Raw genomic sequence first — 22,540 nt, 5'->3', positions numbered from 1 at the left:
CTTTGTAAATTGTATTTTATTTTACCTGATATACATTAAAATACAGGTCTTTCATATAGTCGATCAGGTATTGCGGATTAAGCGGTTCATGTGTTGCATCCATGATTAATTGATTTGGTTTTCTAGATGCACCATATTGATGGATATGCTCTGACATCCAGTTTTTGATTGGAGAATAATCGTCTGACGCTAGAACATTTTCCACATCTATTTCTTGCTGCAAAGAATGAAGTAATTGTGCCGCATACATGTACCCTAATGCATAAGAGGGAAAATAACCAAAGCTTGCACCTGACCAATGAACGTCTTGTAGGATGCCTTCCACATCATTTGTTGGTCGTATTCCCAGATACTCTTCATATTTTTGATTCCATATTTCAGGTAGTTCAGCAACATCTACCCCTTCATTGAAAATCATTTTTTCGATTTCATAACGAATGATGATATGGAGAGGGTAAGTCAAACTGTCTGCCTCGATACGAACCAAACTTGATTTTGTATGGTTCAATAAACGATAAAATTTGTCAAAAGGAATATCATCGAATGTTCCTTCTGCACATTCTTGAAAGAAAGGATATTGCTTTTTCCAGAAGCTGCGACTACTTCCAATAATGATCTCGTTAAACAACGATTGTGATTCATGGATACCCATTGATGTACCTTCATAAACCGGTGTATACGCATATTTATCATCGATGTCTTGTTCATACATACCATGACCAGCCTCGTGGATCACTCCAAAAACAGCCATTTTGAAATCTGTTTCGTTCCATCGTGTCGTGATTCGTGCATCATTCGGATTAATTCCAGTCATAAATGGGTGGACAGTGTCATCTAAACGACCACGACTAAAATCATAACCAAGTTGTTCGATTACTTTCACTACAAATCTCTTCTGTTGTTTTTTCGTCATTCTCCGATTTAAAAAGTCTGTTTCAGGTTCAGTCCCTTTTTCTTGGAGCGTACGGCGGATCGAAAGAATTCCTTCTTTAAGCTGATCAAATACCTTATCAAGGATTTCGACAGTCATCCCGGGTTCGTATTGATTCAGCAAAACATCATAATTCGTCTTTTCATCTTTTCTCCAGTAAGGTATCAACTGTTTTGTTAATTCAATATTTTGATTCAATGCGTGTTGAAAATCAGAAAATTGTTGTGTTTCTCTAGCTTTTTGCCATTGTCCGTGTGCTGAAGAAACGGCAGCTGTATATTTTCTCATAAGATCTTCCGGTACGCGATGTTCCAAATCATACTCTTCTTTTACTTTGGCAAAAACGGCAGTTCCAACTTCCGACAATTCTTCCGGATGTTCAGAAAAATAGCGAATGGCTTCTTTGATTTTTGGACCGATTTTTTTTGAAAAATAAATGCTGTAAAGATAGCTGTCTACTTCACTTCGGTATGCACTAGCTTTTTCAGGCATACCTGTTTGTGTATCCCAATCGAGGATTCCTAAAGCTTGTTGTAGAAGATTGATTTCTTTTACTTCTTGTAAAAACTCTTTTTCTTTCATTCCCTATTCCTCCAAACATCCAATTGAATGAATCAATTAGTAAGATTATTCGTCTTTCTCTTTTTTTCTAGGCGGACGAGTTCCCCAATACTGGAATAGATCCGTACGCAATGCACCATTGTACAATTTTCTTTTTTTGGTTGCTTTTTGTCCGTAAAATTCCTCAAACGCTAAGTCGCTAGTCAAGATATATTTACTCCATGTTTTTAATGGACGGAATACATCGCCCATTTCTTTATATAATTTCCGAACAGTTTCTTCTTCTCCTAGACGTTCTCCGTAAGGCGGATTAGCCACGATGACCCCGTATTCTTTATCCGTTTTGAAGTCTTTGACTGCTTGTTGCTTAAAGGTAATCGAAGAGCCTAATCCGATTTCTTCTGCATTGGCTTTGGCAATTTCAATCATCCGTCCATTGATATCTGAACCAGTAATATCTAATTCAATATCATAATCTGCTTTTTCTTCGGCTGCTGATCGAACATTTTCCATGATTTCTTGACTGAACCAATCCCAAGATTCGCAAGCAAACTCACGATTGAATCCTGGTGCGATATTATGGCCTATTAAGGCTGCTTCAATACAAAGCGTACCTGAACCACATACAGGATCATAAAATGGACGGTCTTTTCGCCAATTTGTCAACATAATAAGTGCTGCTGCCATGTTTTCTTTCAATGGTGCTCCACCTTTTTCTAAGCGATAACCACGTTTGAATAAACTTGGTCCTGTCGTATCCAGAGTTACCATCACATGGTCTTTCAGCAAAGCTACTTCCAACTGAAAATGTGCGCCAGTTTCCGTCAGTGGTACAGAAGCTGGACGGTGATAATAGGTACGGAGACGTTCAACGATTGCTTTTTTTGTGATCGCTTGGCAATCAGGTGTGCTATATAGTTTCGACTTGATCGATTTTCCAGCTACAGGAAAAGCTGCATCTAGTGGAAGAAAATCTTCCCAAGGCAATGCTTTTACGTTTTCAAACAATTCATCAAACGTATACGCATCGAATTCCCCAACCACGATTTTTACTCGATCTGCTGTACGTAACCATAAATTAGCTGTAGCGATCGTTTCCATTGTTCCTTCAAAACGTGCACGTCCGTTCTCAACTTGGCATTCGATTCCAAGATCTCTTAATTCTTTACCAACCAGTGCTTCTAGCCCGCTTGCCGCAGTTGCGACGAGGTTGAACTTCCTGTTTTTTTCCATACACAATCTCCTTATTTATAAAAAAAGGAGGTGGGACATCAGTCCTACCCCACACTTTTACTCAAATTCCGAATAACCGGTGATACAAAAGTTTGTTTTGTAATAAGAACGATTCATCTGAAGTATTGAAAAATAGCTTTCAAATGTTTTTCTTGTTTCTTATAACGCATTACTTTTGTCACGACCTAATTCCCTGATGTTTGCGGTTTTCTATAAGCCATGTTCTGTACTTTGCTTTTCCAGGGAGAAAAAACAAAGCGGTAACCATCTATCTGCAGTTATACTGCCTTTTTGTCCTGTTCTTCTTCCAGACAAAAAGCGCCCCTACCATTGTTTGGGTTGCTCGCTCGAGGGGTTTACCGCGTTCCACCGGATGGGTTTCCCCAGCCGCTTCGTCACTGTGGCACTTTCAAGGATACTTAAGCATAGCCGAAGCCTTAGCTTGTTTTCCTGCCGTTACTCCAAAGAGTACCTTAGCTTATGGTTTCGCTAAGCACGAACACTACAGGCATCACAGCCTGTGCGAGCATGGACTTTCCTCAGCCTGATCAAGTCAGACCGCGATTACCCGAAAACCGCAAATTCATTAATCAAAAATTAAAATTGACGTGTTTTTTCATTATCATCTAAGCTTGTGTCTGCATTTGTGTAGTTATTTGGATTAGGTTGTGCTGGTTTGACTGCACTTGCTTGTTGATCAAGCTTTTTACCAAATACTTCACGTTCAAGATTTGACAAGCGTTTTAAGATATCAAAATTGGTCACTGCTGCGCTCTTTGGTGCCTCTGTTTGTTGCACGCGTGTTTGAGCTGCTCCTTGAGTTTTAGATAATTGAGCTACTTTTGCACTCAATCGATCGTTTTCTTCTTGTAAAGCAAGGAGTTCTTTGCTGTAAGTTTCATAATCTTTGATGATATTGTCTAAGAATTCATCAACTTCAACGGGATCATAGCCGCGCATTTTTGTTTTGAATTCTTGTTGTAAAATGTCTTTAGGACTATAAACCAAATTCGCCATATTTACACCTCTAGTTTTCATTTACGTAATAACATTTCTACCTTTTTCATTGTATAGGAAAAAAGTTGATAAATCAAACACAATATCGATTATTCACTAAAATTTTGAAGATCGTCCATACTGATCAGCCGAATTTCGTAGGGATGATCTGCTTGGTAATTCTGTGCATCTTCAAAAAAATACTTCGTTTTTCCAGGGAATTCTTCATCATAGATCAGCAGACAGCCCACTGTATGCTCAAGTATAAAACGAGTGTGATTCTTTAGCTGACTAGGTGATTGGTAGGGTTGATGGCTAACAGCTTCGACATAATCTGCTAATTGTTCTGCTAATTGTTTTTTTTCTTGGTTCCCTTCATTCCAGTTATTACCAAAATCAGAAAAAGGATACAAAATACCAAGAGATAGTTCCGGATATTCTTCTTTCAATTCCGCTACTATTTGCACAGCCCATAGTTCGACGCCCAAATTCCCACTGACAAGTACCCATTCCAGCCCTTCTTCTGCTAACTGATGGAGTTCTTTTTTTAAAACATTTTTAACAACTTGGATTTTAGGATCATTTTCTTTAAAAACACCGAGTTCGAAACTTCGATACCCAGACACATAGATTACTTTTGACTTATCCATCTCAGATTCCTTTTCTTTCTATCCGCTTTTTTGCTATAATGTGGCCTAGGAGTGTGATTAAAGATGGTATTGCGCTATCCAAATGGCCAACCTTATTATAAGAATGCCTCTCCCGTCGAAAAAATTCAAGAAAAAAGAAATCAGATCACTGAATTCGGCAATCGGGGGATGCGCTTTGAAGAAGCAATCAATGAAAGTAATAAATATTATCTTTCCCGCGGGTTGGCGGTTATCCATAAAAAGCCTACCCCTATCCAAATCGTGAAAGTAGACTATCCTAAGAGAAGTGCTGCTGTGATCAAGGAAGCCTACTTTACCCAAGCCTCAACTACAGACTATAATGGCGTCTATCGAGGCTTTTACTTGGACTTTGAAGCAAAAGAAACCAAGAACAAAACATCTTTTCCCTTTAAAAACTTCCATGCCCATCAAATCGAACATATGAAAGCATGCCTCGAACAAAATGGGGTCTGCTTTGTCTTGTTATGGTTTTCGTCTTTGAAGCGCTGTTTTTATTTGAATAGTGTTCATTTGATTGCTTACTGGGACGCCCAAAAGGAAAAAGGACGCAAATCACTACCTTTATCTTTGATCGAAGAACTAGGAATAGAGATCAAAACTGGTATTTCTCCGCGGATTCCTTATTTGGACGCGGTTGACTTCTATTTATCAACATTATCTATTGAAGGAGAAAGCAAGAATGGCAAATGAACAAACTAGAAGCTCTAGACGACAGAAACAGCCTACTCCTAAAAAGAGTGTGAAGAAGAATTCTGGCAAAGGTTCTGGAAAGTCCTCTGGAACACATAAAAAAGGATTATTTATCAAGATCCTTTTAGGAATACTCTCATTTTTCTGTATCCTCTTTTTAGCAGGTGTAGGACTTTTCTGGTATTACGCAAAAGATGCGCCCGAATTGACGGATAAAAAATTAGACGCTACCGTATCTTCCAAACTATATACACAAGATGGCGAACTATTCGAAGATTTAGGCGCAGAAAAGCGTGAAAAAATTTCTGCGAATGAATTACCGAAAACATTAGAAGATGCGATCGTGTCGGTAGAAGATCGCCGTTTTTATAAACACATCGGGGTTGACCCTATTCGGATCATCGGTTCTGCCCTCTCTAACTTTACCTCTGGCGGACTGCAAGGCGGAAGTACTTTGACACAGCAATTGATCAAACTTTCCTTCTTCTCCACCAGTGCCGAGGATCAGACTCTGAAACGCAAGGCCCAAGAAGCGTGGATGGCTGTAAGATTGGAACAAAAAAAATCGAAACAAGAGATCTTGACCTACTACGTAAATAAAGTGTATATGTCAAACGGCTTGTACGGGATGGAGACAGCTTCTGAGATGTACTTTGGTAAGAAATTATCAGAACTTTCTTTACCGCAAACAGCATTGCTTGCTGGGATGCCTCAAGCCCCTTCCGCCTATGATCCTTATGTTTATCCAGATCAGGCGAAGAAAAGACGAGATACTGTTTTGTATACGATGCTTCAAAACGAAAAAATCTCTCAAACAGAATATGATCAAGCTGTTAATGTACCGGTAACGGATGGTCTGCAAGAACTAACTCAATCCGATGACAATACTAAGATCGTCGATAATTATGTCAAAGAAGTCATCAATGAAGTACAAGAAAAAACAGATAAGAATGTCTACACAGACGGTTTAGAGATTTATACGAATTTGGATCTGGACGCCCAAAAGAAACTATATGATATCGTCAACACGGATCAGTATGTCTCTTACCCAGACGACGAGATGCAAGTTGCCTCCACCCTTATCGACACCAATACCGGGAAAGTAAAAGCCCAGATTGGCGGACGTCACATCGCAGAAGACGTAACTTTAGGCAACAACTTAGCAGTGAATACTTCCCGTGATTTTGGTTCTACGATGAAACCTGTCACAGATTACGGACCAGCTTTTGAATATTTGAAATATTCTACTGGAAAAACTATTACTGACGCACCGTATAACTATGAAGGGACTTCGACTCCTGTAGGAAACTGGGATAATCAATATATGGGCACCATTACTTTACGCCAAGCACTTTACTTATCCCGTAATGTTCCAGCAGTCAAATTATTCAATGAAGTCGGTTCAGATAAAGTGGCTTCTTTCTTAAAAAATCTTGGGATCGAATACAGTACGATCCATCAATCGAATGCGATCTCTAGTAATACGGAAGAACAAGATGGGACAAAATACGGAGCTTCTTCCTTAAAAATGGCAGCAGCCTATGCGGCTTTCGCCAATGGAGGGACTTATTACAAACCTCAATATGTTAATAAAATCGTCTTCCAAGACGGAACAGAAGAAACTTATGAGCCAGATGGAAAAACAGCCATGTCTCCAGAAACAGCTTATATGATCACAGACATTTTAAAAGATACGATCACTGAAGGAACTGGTACGAATGCGCAAATCGCTGGGTTATATCAAGCCGGTAAGACCGGAACATCCAATTACACAGATGACGAGTATGCAAAACTTGGTATTTCTTCTGGGGTGTATCCAGATATCCTATTTGCGGGCTATACGCCAAATTATTCGATTTCCGTGTGGACAGGTTACAATAAAAAAATGACACCTGTCACTTCAGAATCGTCACACGTAGCCTCTGATGTTTATCGCGAGCTTATGCAGTATGTTTCAGCTAACGTGACAAATACAGACTGGGAGATGCCAAGCGGATTAATTCGTGTGGGCGGTGAACTGTACTACAAAGATCAATATACAGCTAGATCGAATGCAATTACACCATCAACAACTATTCCATCTTCCAGCTATGTCCAGACTCCTGGAAGCTCAACAACAGAGACAACGACTCAAAGCTCTAGCTCTACTAGTCAAAGCGAATCAACTGCTGAGTCCTCAAAAGAAAGCACGACAGCAGAAACAAGCGAGCCAGCGTCTTCAACAACGGTTCCTTCTTCTTCATCCGAAGAAAGCTCGACACCGTCTTCATCTGCTCCTCCTGCTTCTTCCAGTGAGCCAGCAACTAGCGGAGCGGATGCTGCAAATGACCATACACCATCCAGCAGCACCTCAGCTTCTGGAAACAGATAGTAAAAAAGAAACCACGTCTACAAGCGTGGTTTCTTTTTTGTGTCTATGTAAAAAACAGCTACAAATAAAAATCATGTACCAAGCTGTATTACATGATTTTTTATAAGACTATCCAGCATATACATGTGTGATCTAACATTTAGCTTAAAAATTAGAAAATCCATTTTTCTTTTATCATTACATATACTTTATCCATTTACTTGTTTATAATTAAATCGGCTAAATACACACTAGTCTTTTATTTAGTGCCACTTCTTAATAATCCCATTGTTATTATCAAATAAAAAATACAATATATGGTTTTGAATAATTTTTTGAAAGAAGGCTTCATTTTGAGTTATCTGATAGTATGCTTAATTATCATAATTTGTCTGCACCATCTTTTTTTATCGAAAACAATACCTCGTTATTCCAAGAATAAAAAAGCTGAAAAATTTTGTTTATTATTAAATAAATTTACTTTAATTGCTCCTATCCTTGCATTTATTATTTTTTCTGTACTTTTAAGCACTACTCTTAAAGGAAAATTTATGGAAAGAAGCTCTCATGCAATGATTCTCACTTTTTTATGGTTGTTGTTCACCAGAATCTATATTTTTCTGATGAGCCTGAAACCGCCCAAATCCATTAGTTTATGTTTAGTTATAAATGGTATTTTTTTATTATCACTTATCATTTTTATTACACCTTTAGATAGATACGTCACTTATTTATATAATCCTTTGGAATACTGGACTTATTTTATAGGTATATTGGAAGGCATTATTTTCTACATCGGGTATTTTCCCAATAAAAATAACAACTTTTATTTTTATCGCAATAAATTGTAATAAGTTACCATCCTAGCTACTGAGTATGTACATTTACTTTTTCATGCAAAAAAGATAAACGAAACAGCTTTTCTCCATAATAACAAGATAATTCATACATTTATTTGCAATTAAAGAAACCACGTCTACAGGCGTGGTTTCTTTTTTAGCGCCTTTTCTTTTAGACGCATCCGATTTTTCCCATCTTGACATATTGATAGCAAAGGACATACCTCGCACTTGGGATTTCTTGCCGTGCAATGATATCTACCAAAAAAAATCAGTGTATGATGTGTCTTTACCCATAATTCTTGTGGTACTTTCCGCATCAGTGTTTCTTCTACTTCCATGACCGTAGCATCTAGTTTGCAGATCCTCAGGCGTTTTGAGACACGTTCCACGTGGGTATCTACTGCGATTGCTGGTATCCCGAATGCATCCCCCAATACGACATTTGCTGTCTTTCTGCCTACACCAGGAAGAGACATCAATTCTTCTCTTGACGTTGGCACTTGCCCATCGAAACGTTCAATCAGCTGCTGTGCACACGCTTTGATGTTTTTTGCTTTATTTCGATACAAACCAATCGTTTTTATTTTAAGAATGATTTCATCGATTGAAGCTTCTGCTAACGCATCGGGTGTCGGAAAAGAGGCAAACAAATCTGGCGTTGCTTTATTCACTGATACATCTGTCGCCTGGGCACTTAAGATCACTGCAATCAATAACTCAAATGGATTATTGTGCTTGAGTTCTCCATGTGCTTCGGGAAACATTCCATACATCGTTTCTAGAGCTTCCATTGTTTTTTGTTTGCTTAACATATTCCGCTACTCCTCCAACCAATTTTTCAGTGAGACTTTCGGCAATTCTTCTTGTTGAGCTGACTGTTCTACTTCTCTTTGAAGAAGCTGCTGTTTTCTTCGTTTTTGGTCTTCTTCCACTTGTTGTTTTGTACGTAGATTTTTTCTTTCCCACGATAGCAAAATGCGGTCAACGTAATTAAAACTATAAGCCTGATTTAATACGGCTTCCCGCAGTGCTAGCTTCAAAATTTCCGGCTGATAATGGTCTTCTTCTAGCCATTGTCCGATCCGCTGGAACTCGATCGAAGAAAGCGGGCGTCCAAATTCTTGTTCAAATAATTGATACACTGACTGGATTTCTTTTTCTTGTGTTTTTTCTTCGTATTTTTTTTCTTGTGTTTTTAAATACTCACCTAATAGATCATAGATGGGGTAAAGATTATATCGATCTGCTTTTTTACCGTTGACAATCGTCGTTTCTATCTTGATAAATCCATTTGTTACGAGACGATCCAGTATTTGAAAAATCTGATCTTGTTTGATTCCCATATCCATAGCAATCATCTGCAAATCAGGGAAAGTATCTCCTTCAAGCTGTGCCATATGCAACTGTAGAACAAATAAAAATTCTTCAGATTGTAGACCGATCCTATGATAATTTTTAAGTAAAAGATTAGATATGACTGTTTGTCCAGCGCTTAAGTAATTTTCTAAATTCAACATGATTTCTCCTCCGCTCAATCACAGTATACGTAAAAAAAACATGGGAAGCAAGAACAGGTTTCTTTTCTATTTACTTCACTGATCGGTCAGATTTACAATGTCGTCTACTTGATTTTTGTTTGTTCATGTTTTTGATGCGTATCTTCACTTTTCGGAATAAATAAATTAAGTAGATTTCGCTGTTCCTTAGAATGTTGACAAGGAAACAAAATTACTATACACTATTTTTGTTTCCAAGTTAACATTATTGCATAAAGGAGTTTTTACATGTACAGTTTCACAAATAAACATTCTAAAGTTTTTGGATACGTCTCTGTCTTATTCACTGGATTAGGATTTACTATCGTCAGTCCTGTACTTCCGTTTTTAACGCTGCCTTATTCTCACTCCATACATCAGCAAGCTTTCTATATCACTTTGCTCATGTCTGTTTATGCTCTAGCTGCCTTCTTATCTGCCCCCATTCTCGGTAGCTTAAGTGATCATTTTGGGCGTCATCCGATCCTTATTATCAGTTTATTAGGATCAAGTATCGGATATTTGCTTTTTGGTTTAGGAAATTCGATATGGATGTTGTTCCTTGGTCGTATCATTGAAGGATTGACGGCAGGAGAAATCTCCACCTTATATGCTTACTTTGCCGACATCACGGAACCTAATGAAAGAACCAAAGTTTTTGGATGGATGGGTGCTTTAGTCGGTATAGGAACAACGCTGGGTCCTATTATAGGGGGTCTATTAGCTGAGTTGGGGAATTCTGTTCCTATATTTATTGGAGCACTCTTTACTTTCTTAAATGCCGTTTATGGCTACACATTTATGCTAGAAAGCCTTCCAATAAAAAAACGTTCAGTAGATTTAAGTTTCTCCCATGTAAGACCTTTTCACCAATTACAACAATTATTCAAGATTTCATCCGTTATTCCTTTATTGACAGCAGGTTTTGCTGTTTGGTTGGCAGCTGGCTCTCTTCAATCTATCTTTTCTCAATTTTCGATTGACGCCTTTCAGTGGAAGGCTGGGTTGGTTGGTTTAAGCTTCTCTTTGATTGGAATCTTGGATACTGTCTCGCAATTGTTCATTATGCCTCGATTGCTCAAAAAATTTTCAGAACAGCAGATCACAAGAATAGGGATGTTCAGTGAAATCCTCGCCTATCTATTCATCACATTATCTGGAATTCTTCTACTGCCGATTTTGTTTTTATTTGGGATTATCTGTTATGGTTTCGGTGATTCTATTTTTACTCCTGTATTCAATGGCCAACTATCCAATTCTGTCTCAGATAACCAGCAAGGTCTTGTAATGGGCGGTACCCAAAGTATACAATCTCTATCGCGCGTCATCGGCCCGCTAATCGCAGGACAGCTTTATGCTGCAGCACCATTTCTTCCGACGGTATTCGGATTTTTGCTTATGATTTTTGCCTATTATCACTACAATAAAAAATAGTAGCTTCATTTGCTACTTCGTATAAATTCTCTGTATCGACCGATAAAACGAAATACTGTGTCAAATTCTTCTTTTGACATATTTTCAAATACAGTAGCATCTCGCTGTACCCATTTTTGATGGAGTTGCTCGTGTCTATTCCTTATTTTTTGTCCGATTGGCGTCAATTGAAAATAGATTTCTTTTTTATTCTCTTCGCTTTGATAAGTGTTTATGATCCCTCTAGCTATCAGTTTTTTTGTTAGCTTACTGATGGCTCCTCTAGTCATGTAACTAGCATTCGCTAATTTTGTCACGTTAGGATCAGGGATTTTCCCGATATGTTCAATCACTTCTAGTTCATTTAGAGTAAATCCTGCAAATTCTTTTTCCATTTCTGGTTTATTACGATGAATAATCTCATTAGCTAAATCCAGATATTCTTCTATTAGCAGTTGTCTTTTATCCATTTCTACACCTTCTTTTTCTTTCATTATATTGTTTTTTTGTTTCCTATTCAACAAAGATAAAAATATTTTGTAGGAAAACCCAATCTGAAACCAAGAAAAAAAGGGGTTGACAAAGCTTGTCATAACCCCTTTTTCTGATTAAAAGATAGTAAAGAGACAGTCATCGGTAATTGTGATGATTTTTTGTCATCACTTAAGGATGAGCGGCCTTTTCAAAAACTGTCTTTAAAGATCATCATCAGTTTCTAGCACATATGGCTGACCTTCATATGTGTACTCTGTATTCAATGTGCCGTCATTTTCATCTGAGTAGATGCGTCTACTGAAAGGAAAACGATGAGAAACATTATCTTTGGCGTCATTTGCTGGCATCGTGTAATATTCCTCTTGCGTTTCATTCAACTGAGAGAGTACTTGATCTGCCAACTCATCAATATTGATCGTTAATTTCTTCGAAGCACTTTTATAATCTTCTAAAAATGCATCTTGTTGGACAAAATATTCTTTATTCATCTTCTTTCTCACCTTTCTTTTCAAAATCAAATAAAGCTGCTTGTTCTTTTATGTAACAGCTTTATCTTTGCTGCTTATTGTGACAAAAAATTCGAAGAAAGACAACTAATTGTACTTTTCACAAAAAAAGACAGAGGGTCGTGACAAAATTGTGTCACAACCCTTTTTCTTTATTGTGCAGTTTCGATTTCGCCTAGCGCTTCTTGTGCAAGTAGGTTCAAGTAATTCCATGGGCGGTCAAAATGTGGTTGGAAGAAGAAATCTGAAAGTGCGAGATCTTCTACAGTCATTTTATTTTGAACAGCTAAAGACATGGTATTTGCTGATTGTGTAATGTCGTATTTGGACATGAACTGAGCACCTACGATACGATTCGTTCCTTTTTCATAGACTAGCTCCATCATTACTTTTTCAGTAGTTGGCATGAACTCTGGACGATAATTATCTTCAAATACAGTCGCTTGGACTTCTAGATCGTTCAAAGTTGCGCTTTCTTTGGTCACACCTGTCGAACCGATCGTCCAGCCAAATAGGTAAAGTCCTGAAGTTCCTTGAGTACCACGATACGCCATTTTATGATCTGTCAAGTTATTTCCCACAAGTAAACCTTGACGAACGGCATTTGTTGCCAAAGGAATATAGTTTTGCGTGCCACTTGGATTGTAGTTGACTACTGCAGAGTCTCCAGCTGCAAAAATGTCTGGATCACTTGTCTGCATGTATTCATTCACTTTGATTGCCCCGTTTGGCAGTGTATCTACTTTTCCTTCGATCAGTTTTGTATTTGGACGGAAGCCCACACATAAAATGACCATATCTGTATCAAATGTATCTGTTGGTGTAGCTACTTGTTTCACTTTTCCTTCTTCATCTGTGATAAATTCAGTAACATTTTCGCCTAGCGCAAGAGTAACACCGCGGTCTGTCAATTCTTTTTCTAAGATATCTGTGAATGGTTTATCTAGATATTTATTCAAGATGCGATCTAATCCATCAATCAATGTCACTTGTTTTCCAGATTCGACAAAAGCTTCTACTAATTCAATACCGATATATCCACCACCAACAATTACTACACGTTTTGCTTCTTTCGCTTGTGCAATAATTTCATTTGCTTGATTGTAGTTTTTGCATAGGAGTACATTTTTCGCATCGATTCCACTAATCGGTGGGATAATAGGCCATGAACCAGTTGTCATCACTAATTTATCATAAGAAACCGTTTCTGTTTCTCCTGTTTTCAGATCTTTTGCCGTTACTGTTTTATTTTCTGTATCGACGTCTGTTACATCGTGTTCCATTTTAACTGTTGCTCCTAATGAAGATAATTCTTCAGGATTTGAGTAGAACAAGCCTGCTGGGTCCTTTACTACTCCGCCGACATAAAGTGCGATACCGCAAGATAAGAAAGAAATATTGTCATTTCTTTCATATACTGTCACTTCTGCTTCTGGATGATTTTTTAAAATACTTTTTACAGCTGCAGTACCTGCATGAGTACAGCCAATTACTACTACTTTCATTTATGGTCCCTCCGATTAACATTTTGTCCTTCGACAAAACTACTATAACAGAAATAAAACGGATACAACAGTTTAATGCTTGTGAATTCACAAAGGTTTGTTTGTAGTTTCATTCCTTTTCAAGCATAAGAACCCAATATCTACAAGATTCTTATTGTGATAATATTCACTTTGATATCTAAGATTGTGAATAAAAGACAAAAAAATAAAAAAGCTAGCGTTTTTTTACACAGCTAGCTTTTTTTAGGTATAACACTTATAGAAACTGTTTTTACATTTGCGCCTTTTTTGCTGACTCTTTACAATCCGGACAGAGTCCATACAATTCCAACCGATGTTCATTAATCTCAAAATCAGTCAGTCTGCTCGCAGCCATTTCTATATCTTCAAGCCCTGGGTAATGAAAATCAACAATCTTACCGCAGTTTTCACAAATTACATGATAATGACGCTTTGAACTGAAATCAAATCGGCTAGAAGCATCGCCGTACTTCATTTCTTGAACAAATCCAATCGAAGTAAATAAGCGAAGGTTATTGTAAACAGTCGCAACACTCATATTTGGAAACCGATGTTCAAGTGCTTTATAAATCTCATCAGCCGTTGGATGGGAATGATGTTCAATCAAATATTCTAAAACCGCGTACCGTTGAGGTGTGATTCGAATGTTCTCTTTTTTTAACTTTTCGATAACCTCTTCGACTAACTTATTTTCCATGTAAACACCCCACGTTGTTATTCTCGTCTTATCATACTATTTTTACATTTTAAAATCCACTTAACATGAAAAGAAAATTCAATTTTATTGTATTTTAATGAAAAAAGACGTAAAACAGTCGCGTTCACTATTTTACGTCTCTATTCAAATAATTTTTCTCATCATAAATTTTTGTGTGTTCTTTTCATCTTTAAAAGTTTTTTACATAAACCTATCTGGAGAAAAACCAAGTGCCTTATATCTCTTGGTAAAGGGCTGTAGATAAATAACGTTCACCATTGTCGGGAACCACAGCTAATACCTTCTTGCCTTTTCCTAATTCTTTTGCGACTTTTAGCGCGGCAGCAATTGCAGCGCCAGATGAGATGCCTACTAAAATCCCTTCTTTTCGCCCAACTTCTCTAGCTGTTTCCATCGCTTCGTCTCCACTAATAGAAAGGACTTTATCATACACAGAAGTATCCAGTGTTTTAGGAACAAAACCTGTACCGATTCCTTGGATTTTGTGAGGTCCCGCTTCTTTCCCTTCTAAAATAGCAGATTCTGCTGGTTCTACCCCGATTAATTCGATTTTCGGATACACACGTTTTAATTCTCGGCCAGCGCCAGTGATCGTTCCTCCTGTACCGATACCTGCAACAAACGCGTCCAAGCCATTTACTCCAAATGCTTGATGTATCTCAGGACCAGTCGTCTTCTCATGCACAAGAGGATTTGCTTCATTTTCAAATTGTAATGGTAAAAAGTAGCCGTTTTCTTTTGCCAAACGTTCTGCTTCTCTGATTGATCCAGAAATACCATCCGCACCAGGAGTCAAAATCAACTCTGCGCCGTACCCTTTCATCAATAAACGTCTTTCGATACTCATCGTCTCAGGCATCACGATGATTACTTTATATCCTTTTGCAACTCCTACCATCGACAATCCGATTCCTGTATTTCCAGAAGTAGGTTCAATGATAGTATCACCTGGTTTCAGTAGACCATCGTGTTCTGCTTTTTCTATCATACTTAAAGCAATACGATCTTTTACACTTCCTCCTGGATTAAAAAACTCAAGCTTTACAAAAACATCTGCTGAATCTTCTGGTACGATTTTATTTAATTTGACGATTGGCGTTTTGCCAATCAATTCGGTGACTGAGTTATAGATAGCTGTCATCTTCAATTCCTCCTTGTCTTTGCTCTTCTTACTTATCATAATACAATCTGTTCATTTATGGCGAGTGATTCGTCTTTGACTAGCAAAAAAAAGACAAAGATATACCATATATGGTAGTTTCTTTGCCTTTTTATCTAAATCAAACGTTTAGTTCTTGACCAACTAATAAAGAATAACTGGACATAGACATGCCATTTTTCGCCATTAGATCATCAACAGACATGCCAAATTTTTGTGCAATATCCCATAGCGTATCACCTGACACGACTGTATATGTCTGACCATTATTTGTATTTACATCTGTTGTTGAAGATGATGACGTTGAAGTCGTCGTAGTAGTCGTTGTTGTTGTACTTGTGGTAGCCGAACCTGTTGATGGCGTATCAAAACGGGTTAAATTATAAGTATTAATCAATGAGTTCAATTTGGCCCCATAATTTGGATCGGTAGCATAACGACCTGTCAAGTACGCTGTTGCATCATAAAAACTTGTTGTATTGCTTTTCCACACGCCAGCATAATGATAATCGCCCGTGGAAAAACTGGTTGAACGAAGAACATTCGCATGGTCTTGGAAGGATTCCCAATAAGAAGAATATTTTCGGAATGGTTCATTCATCGTTACCCATTGTCCGTTACATATTCTTTGGTTGCCATATAAACGACCTGTCCGTTATAGCTTCCTTTCACACCGAATAGATTATAATTTGGCGCACTAGCTAATCCGGAAGTGCCATATGCACTTTCCAACAACGCTTGAGCGATCATGACTGAAGCATACAAGTCATTACTTGCAGCAACTTCTGACGCAGACCAGCCGATTTGATCGATAAACGCTTGAGGATCAGCAACTGTTTGAGATCCTTGTTCATCTGCATGAACATGTTGCGGTACCGCTGTAACCATCATCGGCCCAACTAAAAGACTCGTTCCAAGTGAACTACTCACCACTTAGCTAAACCTGACGGTTCTTAACGCTTGAAGTGGGAGCTTCTTGGGAATAGAGCATACTTGATAGCGTATTTCTTTACTAACAGCGGTGTCTCTTATTTACCAAGCTATCCCCGTAGTTCCTACGGTTCTTGATGATTGGATCTAAGCCAATCCCATAGAATGTAGTCTTAGACCTTCGGTCAGAATATTGATACTAGCATTGATATCACGATCATGATGAGTATGACAAACAGGACAAGTCCATTCTCGAATTTCAAGAGATTTCTTGCCATCTTTATGTCCGCACTCTGAACAAATCTGACTAGACGGAAACCATTTATCTACTTTGATGATTTTTCGTCCATACCAGTCAGCCTTGTATTGTAATTTAGTCACAAACTTTGACCAAGAAACATCAGAAATACTTTTAGCTAATTTATGATTTCGCAACATACCTTTTGTGTTTAAGTCTTCAATACAGATAATATCGTGATTTTTGATCATTTCTGTACTCAACTTATTCAGAAAATCAGTACGTTGATTCATTACTTTTTCATGCAATCTAGCTACTTTGCGTTTTTGTTTTTGATAATTTTTAGCTTCAAATAGATTGGTACCTTTATTTTTAGCCAATAAAGCACGCCTAGACAATTTGCGTTGTTCACGCTTTAGTTTCTTTTCCATTTTGGACGTGAATTTATTATTATCAATTTTTTGTCCATCAGAAAGAATCGCAAAGTCCATAATACCTAAGTCAATACCAATTGTGGAATTAGTTTTAGGTAATTCGATAATTTCTTCTTTACACAACAAAGAAATATAGTATTTACCGCTAGAATGACGTGATATTGTAGCAGATTTGATAATCCCTTTTGGTTGTCTATGAAGCTTAATTCTTACTAATGACTTCAATTTAGGAACTTTGATGAATTTACTATCAATCAAAGCAACTGTACCATTTTGATTATTCGTTGTATAACTCTGAACAGGATTTTTCTTACTTTTGAAACGTGGAAATCCAACGGATTTATCCCGAAAAAAATTCTTGTATGCTTTATCTAAATTAAGTTGGGCATTGGCTAAAGCAAGGCTATCAATTTCTTTCAAAAACGGAAATTCTTTCTTGTATTTAGCTGGTGTCGGAAAAGTCATTTTTTTAGAAGAATCATTTTTAACTTCTTCATACGCCTTTTTTCGGTCATCAAGCATTAGATTGTAGACCTTACGGACACAACCAAAAGATTTGGCAAAGAAGATTTCTTGTTCCTCTGTTGGATAGATTCTGAATTTGTATGCTTTTAGTTGTTCCATAAAGTTCACCTACTTTCTATTTATGATTGTTTCCTTGATTTTGGATATACTTCTTAATCACATCAATTGGTGCGCCACCAGTTGTCAGAAGACAAAAACTTTTAGACCAGAACATTTCTTTCCAAAGAAATTGTTTGACTCTTGGAAAGTCACGTTTTATCAATCTTGAGCTGGCACTTTTATAGGCATTGATGAATTTTGTCAATTCTGTTTTAGGTTGAGCTTTGAACATAATATGAACGTGGTCTTTATCATGATTCCACTCCACTAAAGTAATGTGATACGATTCTGAAATTCTTTCAAAAGTAGTTTTGGCATAATCAGATATTTCATCATCAATCACTTGTCTACGATATTTCGTTACTAAAACAAGGTGGTAATAAAGAAGAAATACTGAATGATTATTTGTATCTAATTCCATGTTATATCAACTCATTTCTTGTATAGACTGATTGTAACATGGGACAAAATAAAAAGGCAATACGCCTTAGTTGTCGGTCTTCGAGTTACCAACGGTAACCCTCATACCGAACGGCATTCATCACCCACCTATAGAGGATGGGCGACTTCTGCCTAATTCTGTTAAAGGAGCAATCGCTTTTTTATTGATCACCATTTTTCTTTTAGGTCTATGGTGTCGGGCACTGCGGGTCTTCAGCTCTTGCATTCAAATTCCTCCTCAAAATAAAAAAACTTAATAAAAAGTTCTCTTCTTAAAACAAACTTAATTAATTAAATTATACTTTTAATTCTCAAGAAACACAAACTAATCCGAAGAATTCTTTGTTTTGTCATTTAAATGTAACATAGCCGAAAACGAAAAGTAATATTGATTTATTCTTCTAACACATAAAGAACAGCTGTCTCCAACTTGCAGACAGCTGTTCTTATCAGTCAAACAATTGCTTGGATCTATGATAGTTGATTGTACGTATTCACGACATTTTCTACTGTAAATCCAAATTCTTCTAAAATTTTAGTGCCAGGGGCAGATGCACCGAAATGATCGATTGTAATCGTTGCGCCCTCTGTTCCTACGTAGCGTTCCCAACCAAATGATGCAGCAGCTTCGATAGCCACACGTTTCTTCACTGATTTAGGAAGTACACTTTCTTTATATTCAGAAGATTGTTTTTCAAAGAGGTCAAAGCTTGGCATAGAAACAACAGAAACATCTTTGCCTTTTTCAGCCAATTCTTTTTGAGCTTTCACAGCCAAATCAACTTCAGAACCTGTTGCAATCAAAATACCTTCTGGTGTTTCTCCTTGTGATGGAGAAAGAACATACGCGCCTTTTTTCACCATTTCATCTGCTACTTCTTTTGTAGAAGGCAATACTGGAAGGTTTTGACGACTCAATACAAGGATAGTAGGCGCATCTGTTGTCTCCATCGCTACTTTCCAAGCAGCACGTGTTTCATTTCCGTCTGCCGGACGAATCACTTGAACACCAGGCATGCAGCGAACAGATGCTAGTTGTTCAATCGGTTCGTGCGTTGGTCCGTCTTCTCCGACAGCAACCGAGTCATGTGTTAAGACGTAAACAACAGGAGTATGTTGGATTGCTGCTAAACGAACTGCTGGTCTTAGATAATCGACAAAGACAAAGAATGTTCCACCGTAGATACGAGTTCCGCCATGAAGTTGGATACCATTCATAGCCGAAGCCATTGCAAATTCGCGGACACCGAACCAGATGTTGCGTCCTTCATAATGTTCAGGAGTGAAATCTTTATCTGCAGCCACCATTGTATTATTGGAACCTGACAAGTCCGCTGAACCACCCCAGAAGCTTGGTATAGCTTTCGATAATTCTTGGATGACTTCTTTACTTGAAACACGGCTTGCTTGACTGCTTCCAACTTCATAAGTTGGCAATTCTGCATCCCAGTTTTCTGGTAGTTTGCCATCAAAAGCATCTTCAAATTGTTGTGCTAATTCAGGATAAGCTTTTTTATAATTGGCAAACATTTCATTCCATGCATCTTCAGCTTTTTGTCCTTCTTCTATCATCGTTTGATGGAAGCGGGCAGCTACTTCTTCTGGAACAGTGAAATCTGGATACTCCCAACCATAAACTTCTTTAGCCATCTTGATGCCATCTTCACCAATAGGAGCACCATGAACAGCAGATGTTCCTTCTTTAGGAGCACCATAGCCGATGACTGTTTTTACTTCGATCAATGTTGGTTTGTCTGTTTCAGCTTTTGCTTCTTCAATCGCTTTAGAGATTGCTTCTAGGTCATTTCCGTCTTTCACTAAGATATGTTGCCAGCCATATGCTTCATAGCGAGCACCAACGTTTTCTGTGAAAGCTTTTGAAGTTGGACCGTCTAGTGAAATATCGTTTGAATCGTATAAAACGATCAATTTCCCTAGTTTCATATGACCTGCCATCGAACTTGCTTCTTGAGATACCCCTTCCATCAAGTCTCCGTCACCGCATATTGCATACGTATAGTGATCCATCACATTAAAGTTTTCTTTGTTATACGTTGCTGCAAGGTGCGCTTCTGCCATTGCCATACCGACAGCCATTGCAATCCCTTGTCCTAATGGCCCTGTAGTGGCTTCTACACCATCTGTGTGATGTACTTCAGGATGTCCTGGTGTTTTAGAATCCCATTGACGGAATTGTTTCAAATCATCGATTGTCACTTGATAGCCAGCTAAATGAAGCAAGCTATACAACATTGCTGACCCATGTCCTGCCGAAAGAACGAAACGGTCGCGGTCAGCCCAGTTTTTTGATGTCGTTGGATTTACTTTCAGGTGTTTTGTCCATAACGCATATGCCATAGGTGCTGCGCCCATCGGCAATCCAGGATGTCCTGAGTTTGCTTTTTGGACTGCTTCAATACTTAATGTACGAATTGTGTTAACGCCAAGTTGGTCAATTTTGTCAAACAAAATAACCCCTCCTATTAATTTAGGTTTTTTTTACCTTTATTTCTTACACTTTCATTCTATAAGATGTCACACGAAAAAGCAATCTTTTTCAGTATTTTTTACTAAAAGTTGTCATTTCGGTTGTGTAAGCCTTTTTTCTTTTGGATTTCTTTTAATTTTTCCGGGGTCACGTCATTGCCCTCAGGATCGACGACTTTCATTCCTTCGATATGATGACGCATACCGGAACGAAAAGCTTCCAAATACTCTTTGCGTAAGTTGATTTGTTCTTGTTCTTCGGCTTTTGAGAGACCATTTTCCTTCTTTTTACGTGCAAGTTCATTGATCCTCTCTATTTTTTCAGGTGACAGCATGCTCAGCCCTCCTTTTACTCTCCTTCATATTATATAAAAACTGAAAAAAAAACAACTAGATAAACTAAATAAAATACGAACATTCGTTTGATTTAGCGCTTTTTATATGGTACTATTTATTTATCAAGTGAAAGAAGGTGTACCTTGTGGCCCGACAAACTGAATCAAGACAAATCGAAGTCTTACGATATATCCATGAACAAGTAACCCAAAAAGGATACCCGCCGACTGTCCGTGAAATCGGGGAAGCTGTTCAGCTTTCTTCTACTTCTACTGTTCACGGTCATCTTGCACGGCTTGAAAAAAAAGGGTTTATCCAAAGAGATCCGACGAAACCTCGTGCAATCGAGTTGACAAAACAAGGTTTAGAAAAGATTGGGATTCGTCCAACAACTATTCCAGTACTTGGCGTCGTAACAGCTGGAGAACCCATTTTAGCAGTAGAGGATGCTTCAGACTTCTTTCCAATCCCTCCTAATCTTTCTTCCGAAGAAGGCAGTCTCTTTATGCTGACAATTCGTGGAGATAGTATGATCAATGCTGGGATCTTGGATGGTGACAACGTGATCGTTCGGAAGCAAGAAACTGCTCAAAATGGCGATATTGTCATTGCAATGACTGCCGAGGACGAAGCGACTTGCAAACGATTCTATAAAGAAAAAAACTTTTTCCGTCTGCAGCCTGAAAACGACTTGCTCGAACCAATCATCTTAGATCAAGTATCTATATTAGGACGAGTAGTAGGACTTTATCGTAGTCATATCTATTAATTGCTACTAATAAAAGAAAACTTTTTAAAAAGAGTTTGAGACGATGGTCTCAAACTCTTTTTTCGCCCGGGTTCTTCTTCTTTCAAATTTTTATCACTTCCCTCTTTACAAACCGAACAAATATTCGTATACTAAATATACGAACAATTGTTCGCATAAATTAACGAGGTGAGAATTCATGAAATCAATGAGACGTCTTGGCTTAGTATTAACTGTTTTGTTTTTAGGTATTATTATTGGTAATTTCGGCATACGTCCAGCTTTACTTGTGTTTGTTCCGTTATTTACTTTGTGGTTCATGTTGTGGGATGAAAAGAAGTACCGTCAATCTGAGCGGCGCAGAATTCATGAAGATCATTTCTATCATGAGCCCTACTACAGATCCAGGCAATCATAATAAGGATTGACTGCTAATTATTCAAAAGACAAGAAGTTAAACTTTTACGGGGGTGTGACAAAAATCGGTCACATCCTTTTTTCGAATAAACGGTGTTCTAAAGCCAGTTTTTCGGTATTAAGTCAAATTGCGGAAAAAGTGATTTTTTAAACTTCTACTGGTCTTTGCTTGTTTCCATTTATAAAAAAATAGCGACCCTCAAAAGTCAGATAGAGAATCTGACTTTTGAGGGTCGCTTTAAAATCGCTTCTTTAAGAA

At 37.9% G+C, this 22,540-nt stretch carries 21 protein-coding genes, 1 other RNA gene and 2 pseudogenes; 6 read left to right on the top strand and 18 right to left on the bottom strand.

Translation table 11 applies throughout. The features are described from left to right. Window positions 1-16: 16 nt before the first annotated feature. The 5 genes from ACIFUW_RS06430 to ACIFUW_RS06410 form a co-directional block, all read right to left on the bottom strand. Window positions 17-1,513, bottom strand: coding sequence for a carboxypeptidase M32 (locus tag ACIFUW_RS06430; protein ID WP_060804962.1), 1,497 nt, complete (start codon window positions 1,511-1,513; stop codon window positions 17-19). Window positions 1,514-1,558: 45 nt separating this feature from the next. Beyond that, complete coding sequence (locus tag ACIFUW_RS06425; RefSeq protein WP_002289183.1) at window positions 1,559-2,725, bottom strand: THUMP domain-containing class I SAM-dependent RNA methyltransferase; 1,167 nt, start codon at window positions 2,723-2,725, stop codon at window positions 1,559-1,561. A 208-nt stretch (window positions 2,726-2,933) separates the two neighbouring features. Next, window positions 2,934-3,301, bottom strand: an RNA gene (rnpB, locus tag ACIFUW_RS06420) — RNase P RNA component class B. A 21-nt stretch (window positions 3,302-3,322) separates the two neighbouring features. Further along, window positions 3,323-3,742, bottom strand: a complete 420-nt coding sequence (gene gpsB, locus ACIFUW_RS06415) for a cell division regulator GpsB (RefSeq protein WP_002295835.1) — start codon at window positions 3,740-3,742, stop codon at window positions 3,323-3,325. A gap of 89 nt (window positions 3,743-3,831) precedes the next feature. Then, window positions 3,832-4,371, bottom strand: coding sequence for a DUF1273 domain-containing protein (locus ACIFUW_RS06410; protein ID WP_002299695.1), 540 nt, complete (start codon window positions 4,369-4,371; stop codon window positions 3,832-3,834). Between the two features lie 63 nt (window positions 4,372-4,434). Here ACIFUW_RS06410 and recU point away from each other — a divergent pair, with 63 nt between their 5' ends. From recU to ACIFUW_RS06395, 3 genes are all read left to right on the top strand, one after another. After that, on the top strand, window positions 4,435-5,082 hold the full coding sequence (gene recU / locus ACIFUW_RS06405) for a Holliday junction resolvase RecU (protein WP_002289604.1): 648 nt from the start codon (window positions 4,435-4,437) through the stop codon (window positions 5,080-5,082). Further along, entirely contained in the window at window positions 5,072-7,453 is a 2,382-nt protein-coding gene (locus ACIFUW_RS06400) for a PBP1A family penicillin-binding protein (RefSeq protein ID WP_002289606.1), read from the top strand. Before recU ends, ACIFUW_RS06400 begins: the two co-directional genes overlap by 11 nt. Window positions 7,454-7,749: 296 nt before the next feature. Then, window positions 7,750-8,283 carry a hypothetical protein gene (locus ACIFUW_RS06395; protein ID WP_002289611.1) on the top strand — a complete coding sequence of 178 codons (534 nt, stop codon included), beginning with the start codon at window positions 7,750-7,752 and terminating at the stop codon, window positions 8,281-8,283. Window positions 8,284-8,408: 125 nt separating this feature from the next. Here the strand turns inward: ACIFUW_RS06395 and nth are convergent, their stop codons facing one another. Together nth and ACIFUW_RS06385 are read right to left on the bottom strand one after the other, a co-directional pair. Next, window positions 8,409-9,086: an endonuclease III gene (gene nth / locus ACIFUW_RS06390; protein WP_002296097.1), complete on the bottom strand. Its 678-nt coding sequence runs from the start codon at window positions 9,084-9,086 to the stop codon at window positions 8,409-8,411. A gap of 6 nt (window positions 9,087-9,092) precedes the next feature. Then, entirely contained in the window at window positions 9,093-9,791 is a 699-nt protein-coding gene (locus ACIFUW_RS06385) for a DnaD domain-containing protein (RefSeq protein WP_002289610.1), read from the bottom strand. A gap of 267 nt (window positions 9,792-10,058) precedes the next feature. Between ACIFUW_RS06385 and ACIFUW_RS06380 the strand changes: the two genes are divergently transcribed. Continuing rightward, on the top strand, window positions 10,059-11,243 hold the full coding sequence (locus ACIFUW_RS06380) for a tetracycline resistance MFS efflux pump (RefSeq protein ID WP_002296096.1): 1,185 nt from the start codon (window positions 10,059-10,061) through the stop codon (window positions 11,241-11,243). A gap of 5 nt (window positions 11,244-11,248) precedes the next feature. Here the strand turns inward: ACIFUW_RS06380 and ACIFUW_RS06375 are convergent, their stop codons facing one another. The 11 genes and pseudogenes from ACIFUW_RS06375 to ACIFUW_RS06325 all read right to left on the bottom strand — a co-directional run bounded on the left by ACIFUW_RS06375 (window position 11,249) and on the right by ACIFUW_RS06325 (window position 21,115). Next, window positions 11,249-11,692: a MarR family winged helix-turn-helix transcriptional regulator gene (locus ACIFUW_RS06375; protein WP_002289545.1), complete on the bottom strand. Its 444-nt coding sequence runs from the start codon at window positions 11,690-11,692 to the stop codon at window positions 11,249-11,251. A 225-nt stretch (window positions 11,693-11,917) separates the two neighbouring features. Continuing rightward, window positions 11,918-12,205 (bottom strand): DUF5960 family protein, encoded by a 288-nt coding sequence (locus ACIFUW_RS06370; protein WP_002296094.1) that lies wholly within the window; start codon window positions 12,203-12,205, stop codon window positions 11,918-11,920. A gap of 170 nt (window positions 12,206-12,375) precedes the next feature. Then, window positions 12,376-13,728, bottom strand: coding sequence for an NADH oxidase (locus tag ACIFUW_RS06365; protein ID WP_002337704.1), 1,353 nt, complete (start codon window positions 13,726-13,728; stop codon window positions 12,376-12,378). A 271-nt stretch (window positions 13,729-13,999) separates the two neighbouring features. Continuing rightward, window positions 14,000-14,446 carry a Fur family transcriptional regulator gene (locus tag ACIFUW_RS06360; RefSeq protein WP_002289542.1) on the bottom strand — a complete coding sequence of 149 codons (447 nt, stop codon included), beginning with the start codon at window positions 14,444-14,446 and terminating at the stop codon, window positions 14,000-14,002. Window positions 14,447-14,681: 235 nt separating this feature from the next. Next, window positions 14,682-15,608 carry a cysteine synthase A gene (gene cysK, locus ACIFUW_RS06355; protein ID WP_002296093.1) on the bottom strand — a complete coding sequence of 309 codons (927 nt, stop codon included), beginning with the start codon at window positions 15,606-15,608 and terminating at the stop codon, window positions 14,682-14,684. 139 nt (window positions 15,609-15,747) lie between these two features. Further along, window positions 15,748-16,544 (bottom strand): annotated as a pseudogene (locus ACIFUW_RS06350) (glucosaminidase domain-containing protein); the annotation flags it as partial. Between the two features lie 159 nt (window positions 16,545-16,703). Further along, window positions 16,704-17,852 (bottom strand): IS200/IS605 family element RNA-guided endonuclease TnpB, encoded by a 1,149-nt coding sequence (gene tnpB / locus ACIFUW_RS06345; protein ID WP_002287525.1) that lies wholly within the window; start codon window positions 17,850-17,852, stop codon window positions 16,704-16,706. A 16-nt stretch (window positions 17,853-17,868) separates the two neighbouring features. Further along, window positions 17,869-18,273: an IS200/IS605-like element ISEfa4 family transposase gene (gene tnpA, locus ACIFUW_RS06340; RefSeq protein ID WP_002287522.1), complete on the bottom strand. Its 405-nt coding sequence runs from the start codon at window positions 18,271-18,273 to the stop codon at window positions 17,869-17,871. Between the two features lie 162 nt (window positions 18,274-18,435). Continuing rightward, a pseudogene (locus ACIFUW_RS06335) lies at window positions 18,436-18,519 on the bottom strand (glucosaminidase domain-containing protein); the annotation flags it as partial. A gap of 245 nt (window positions 18,520-18,764) precedes the next feature. Then, window positions 18,765-20,762 (bottom strand): transketolase, encoded by a 1,998-nt coding sequence (gene tkt, locus ACIFUW_RS06330; protein WP_002337707.1) that lies wholly within the window; start codon window positions 20,760-20,762, stop codon window positions 18,765-18,767. Between the two features lie 101 nt (window positions 20,763-20,863). Next, a complete protein-coding gene (locus tag ACIFUW_RS06325; RefSeq protein WP_002295816.1) occupies window positions 20,864-21,115 on the bottom strand; it encodes a DUF896 family protein in 252 nt (83 codons plus the stop codon). 146 nt (window positions 21,116-21,261) lie between these two features. On the opposite strand from ACIFUW_RS06325, the gene lexA reads away from it, so the two are divergent. Together lexA and ACIFUW_RS06315 are read left to right on the top strand one after the other, a co-directional pair. Then, complete coding sequence (gene lexA / locus ACIFUW_RS06320; protein ID WP_002296572.1) at window positions 21,262-21,885, top strand: transcriptional repressor LexA; 624 nt, start codon at window positions 21,262-21,264, stop codon at window positions 21,883-21,885. A 178-nt stretch (window positions 21,886-22,063) separates the two neighbouring features. Further along, entirely contained in the window at window positions 22,064-22,282 is a 219-nt protein-coding gene (locus ACIFUW_RS06315; RefSeq protein ID WP_002297436.1) for a hypothetical protein, read from the top strand. Window positions 22,283-22,540: the final 258 nt, after the last annotated feature.

This window comes from Enterococcus sp. PLH-Efm8, assembly GCF_053011625.1.
Note: the sequence above shows the minus strand (reverse complement) of the source record. Positions and strands in the feature narration are given on the sequence as shown.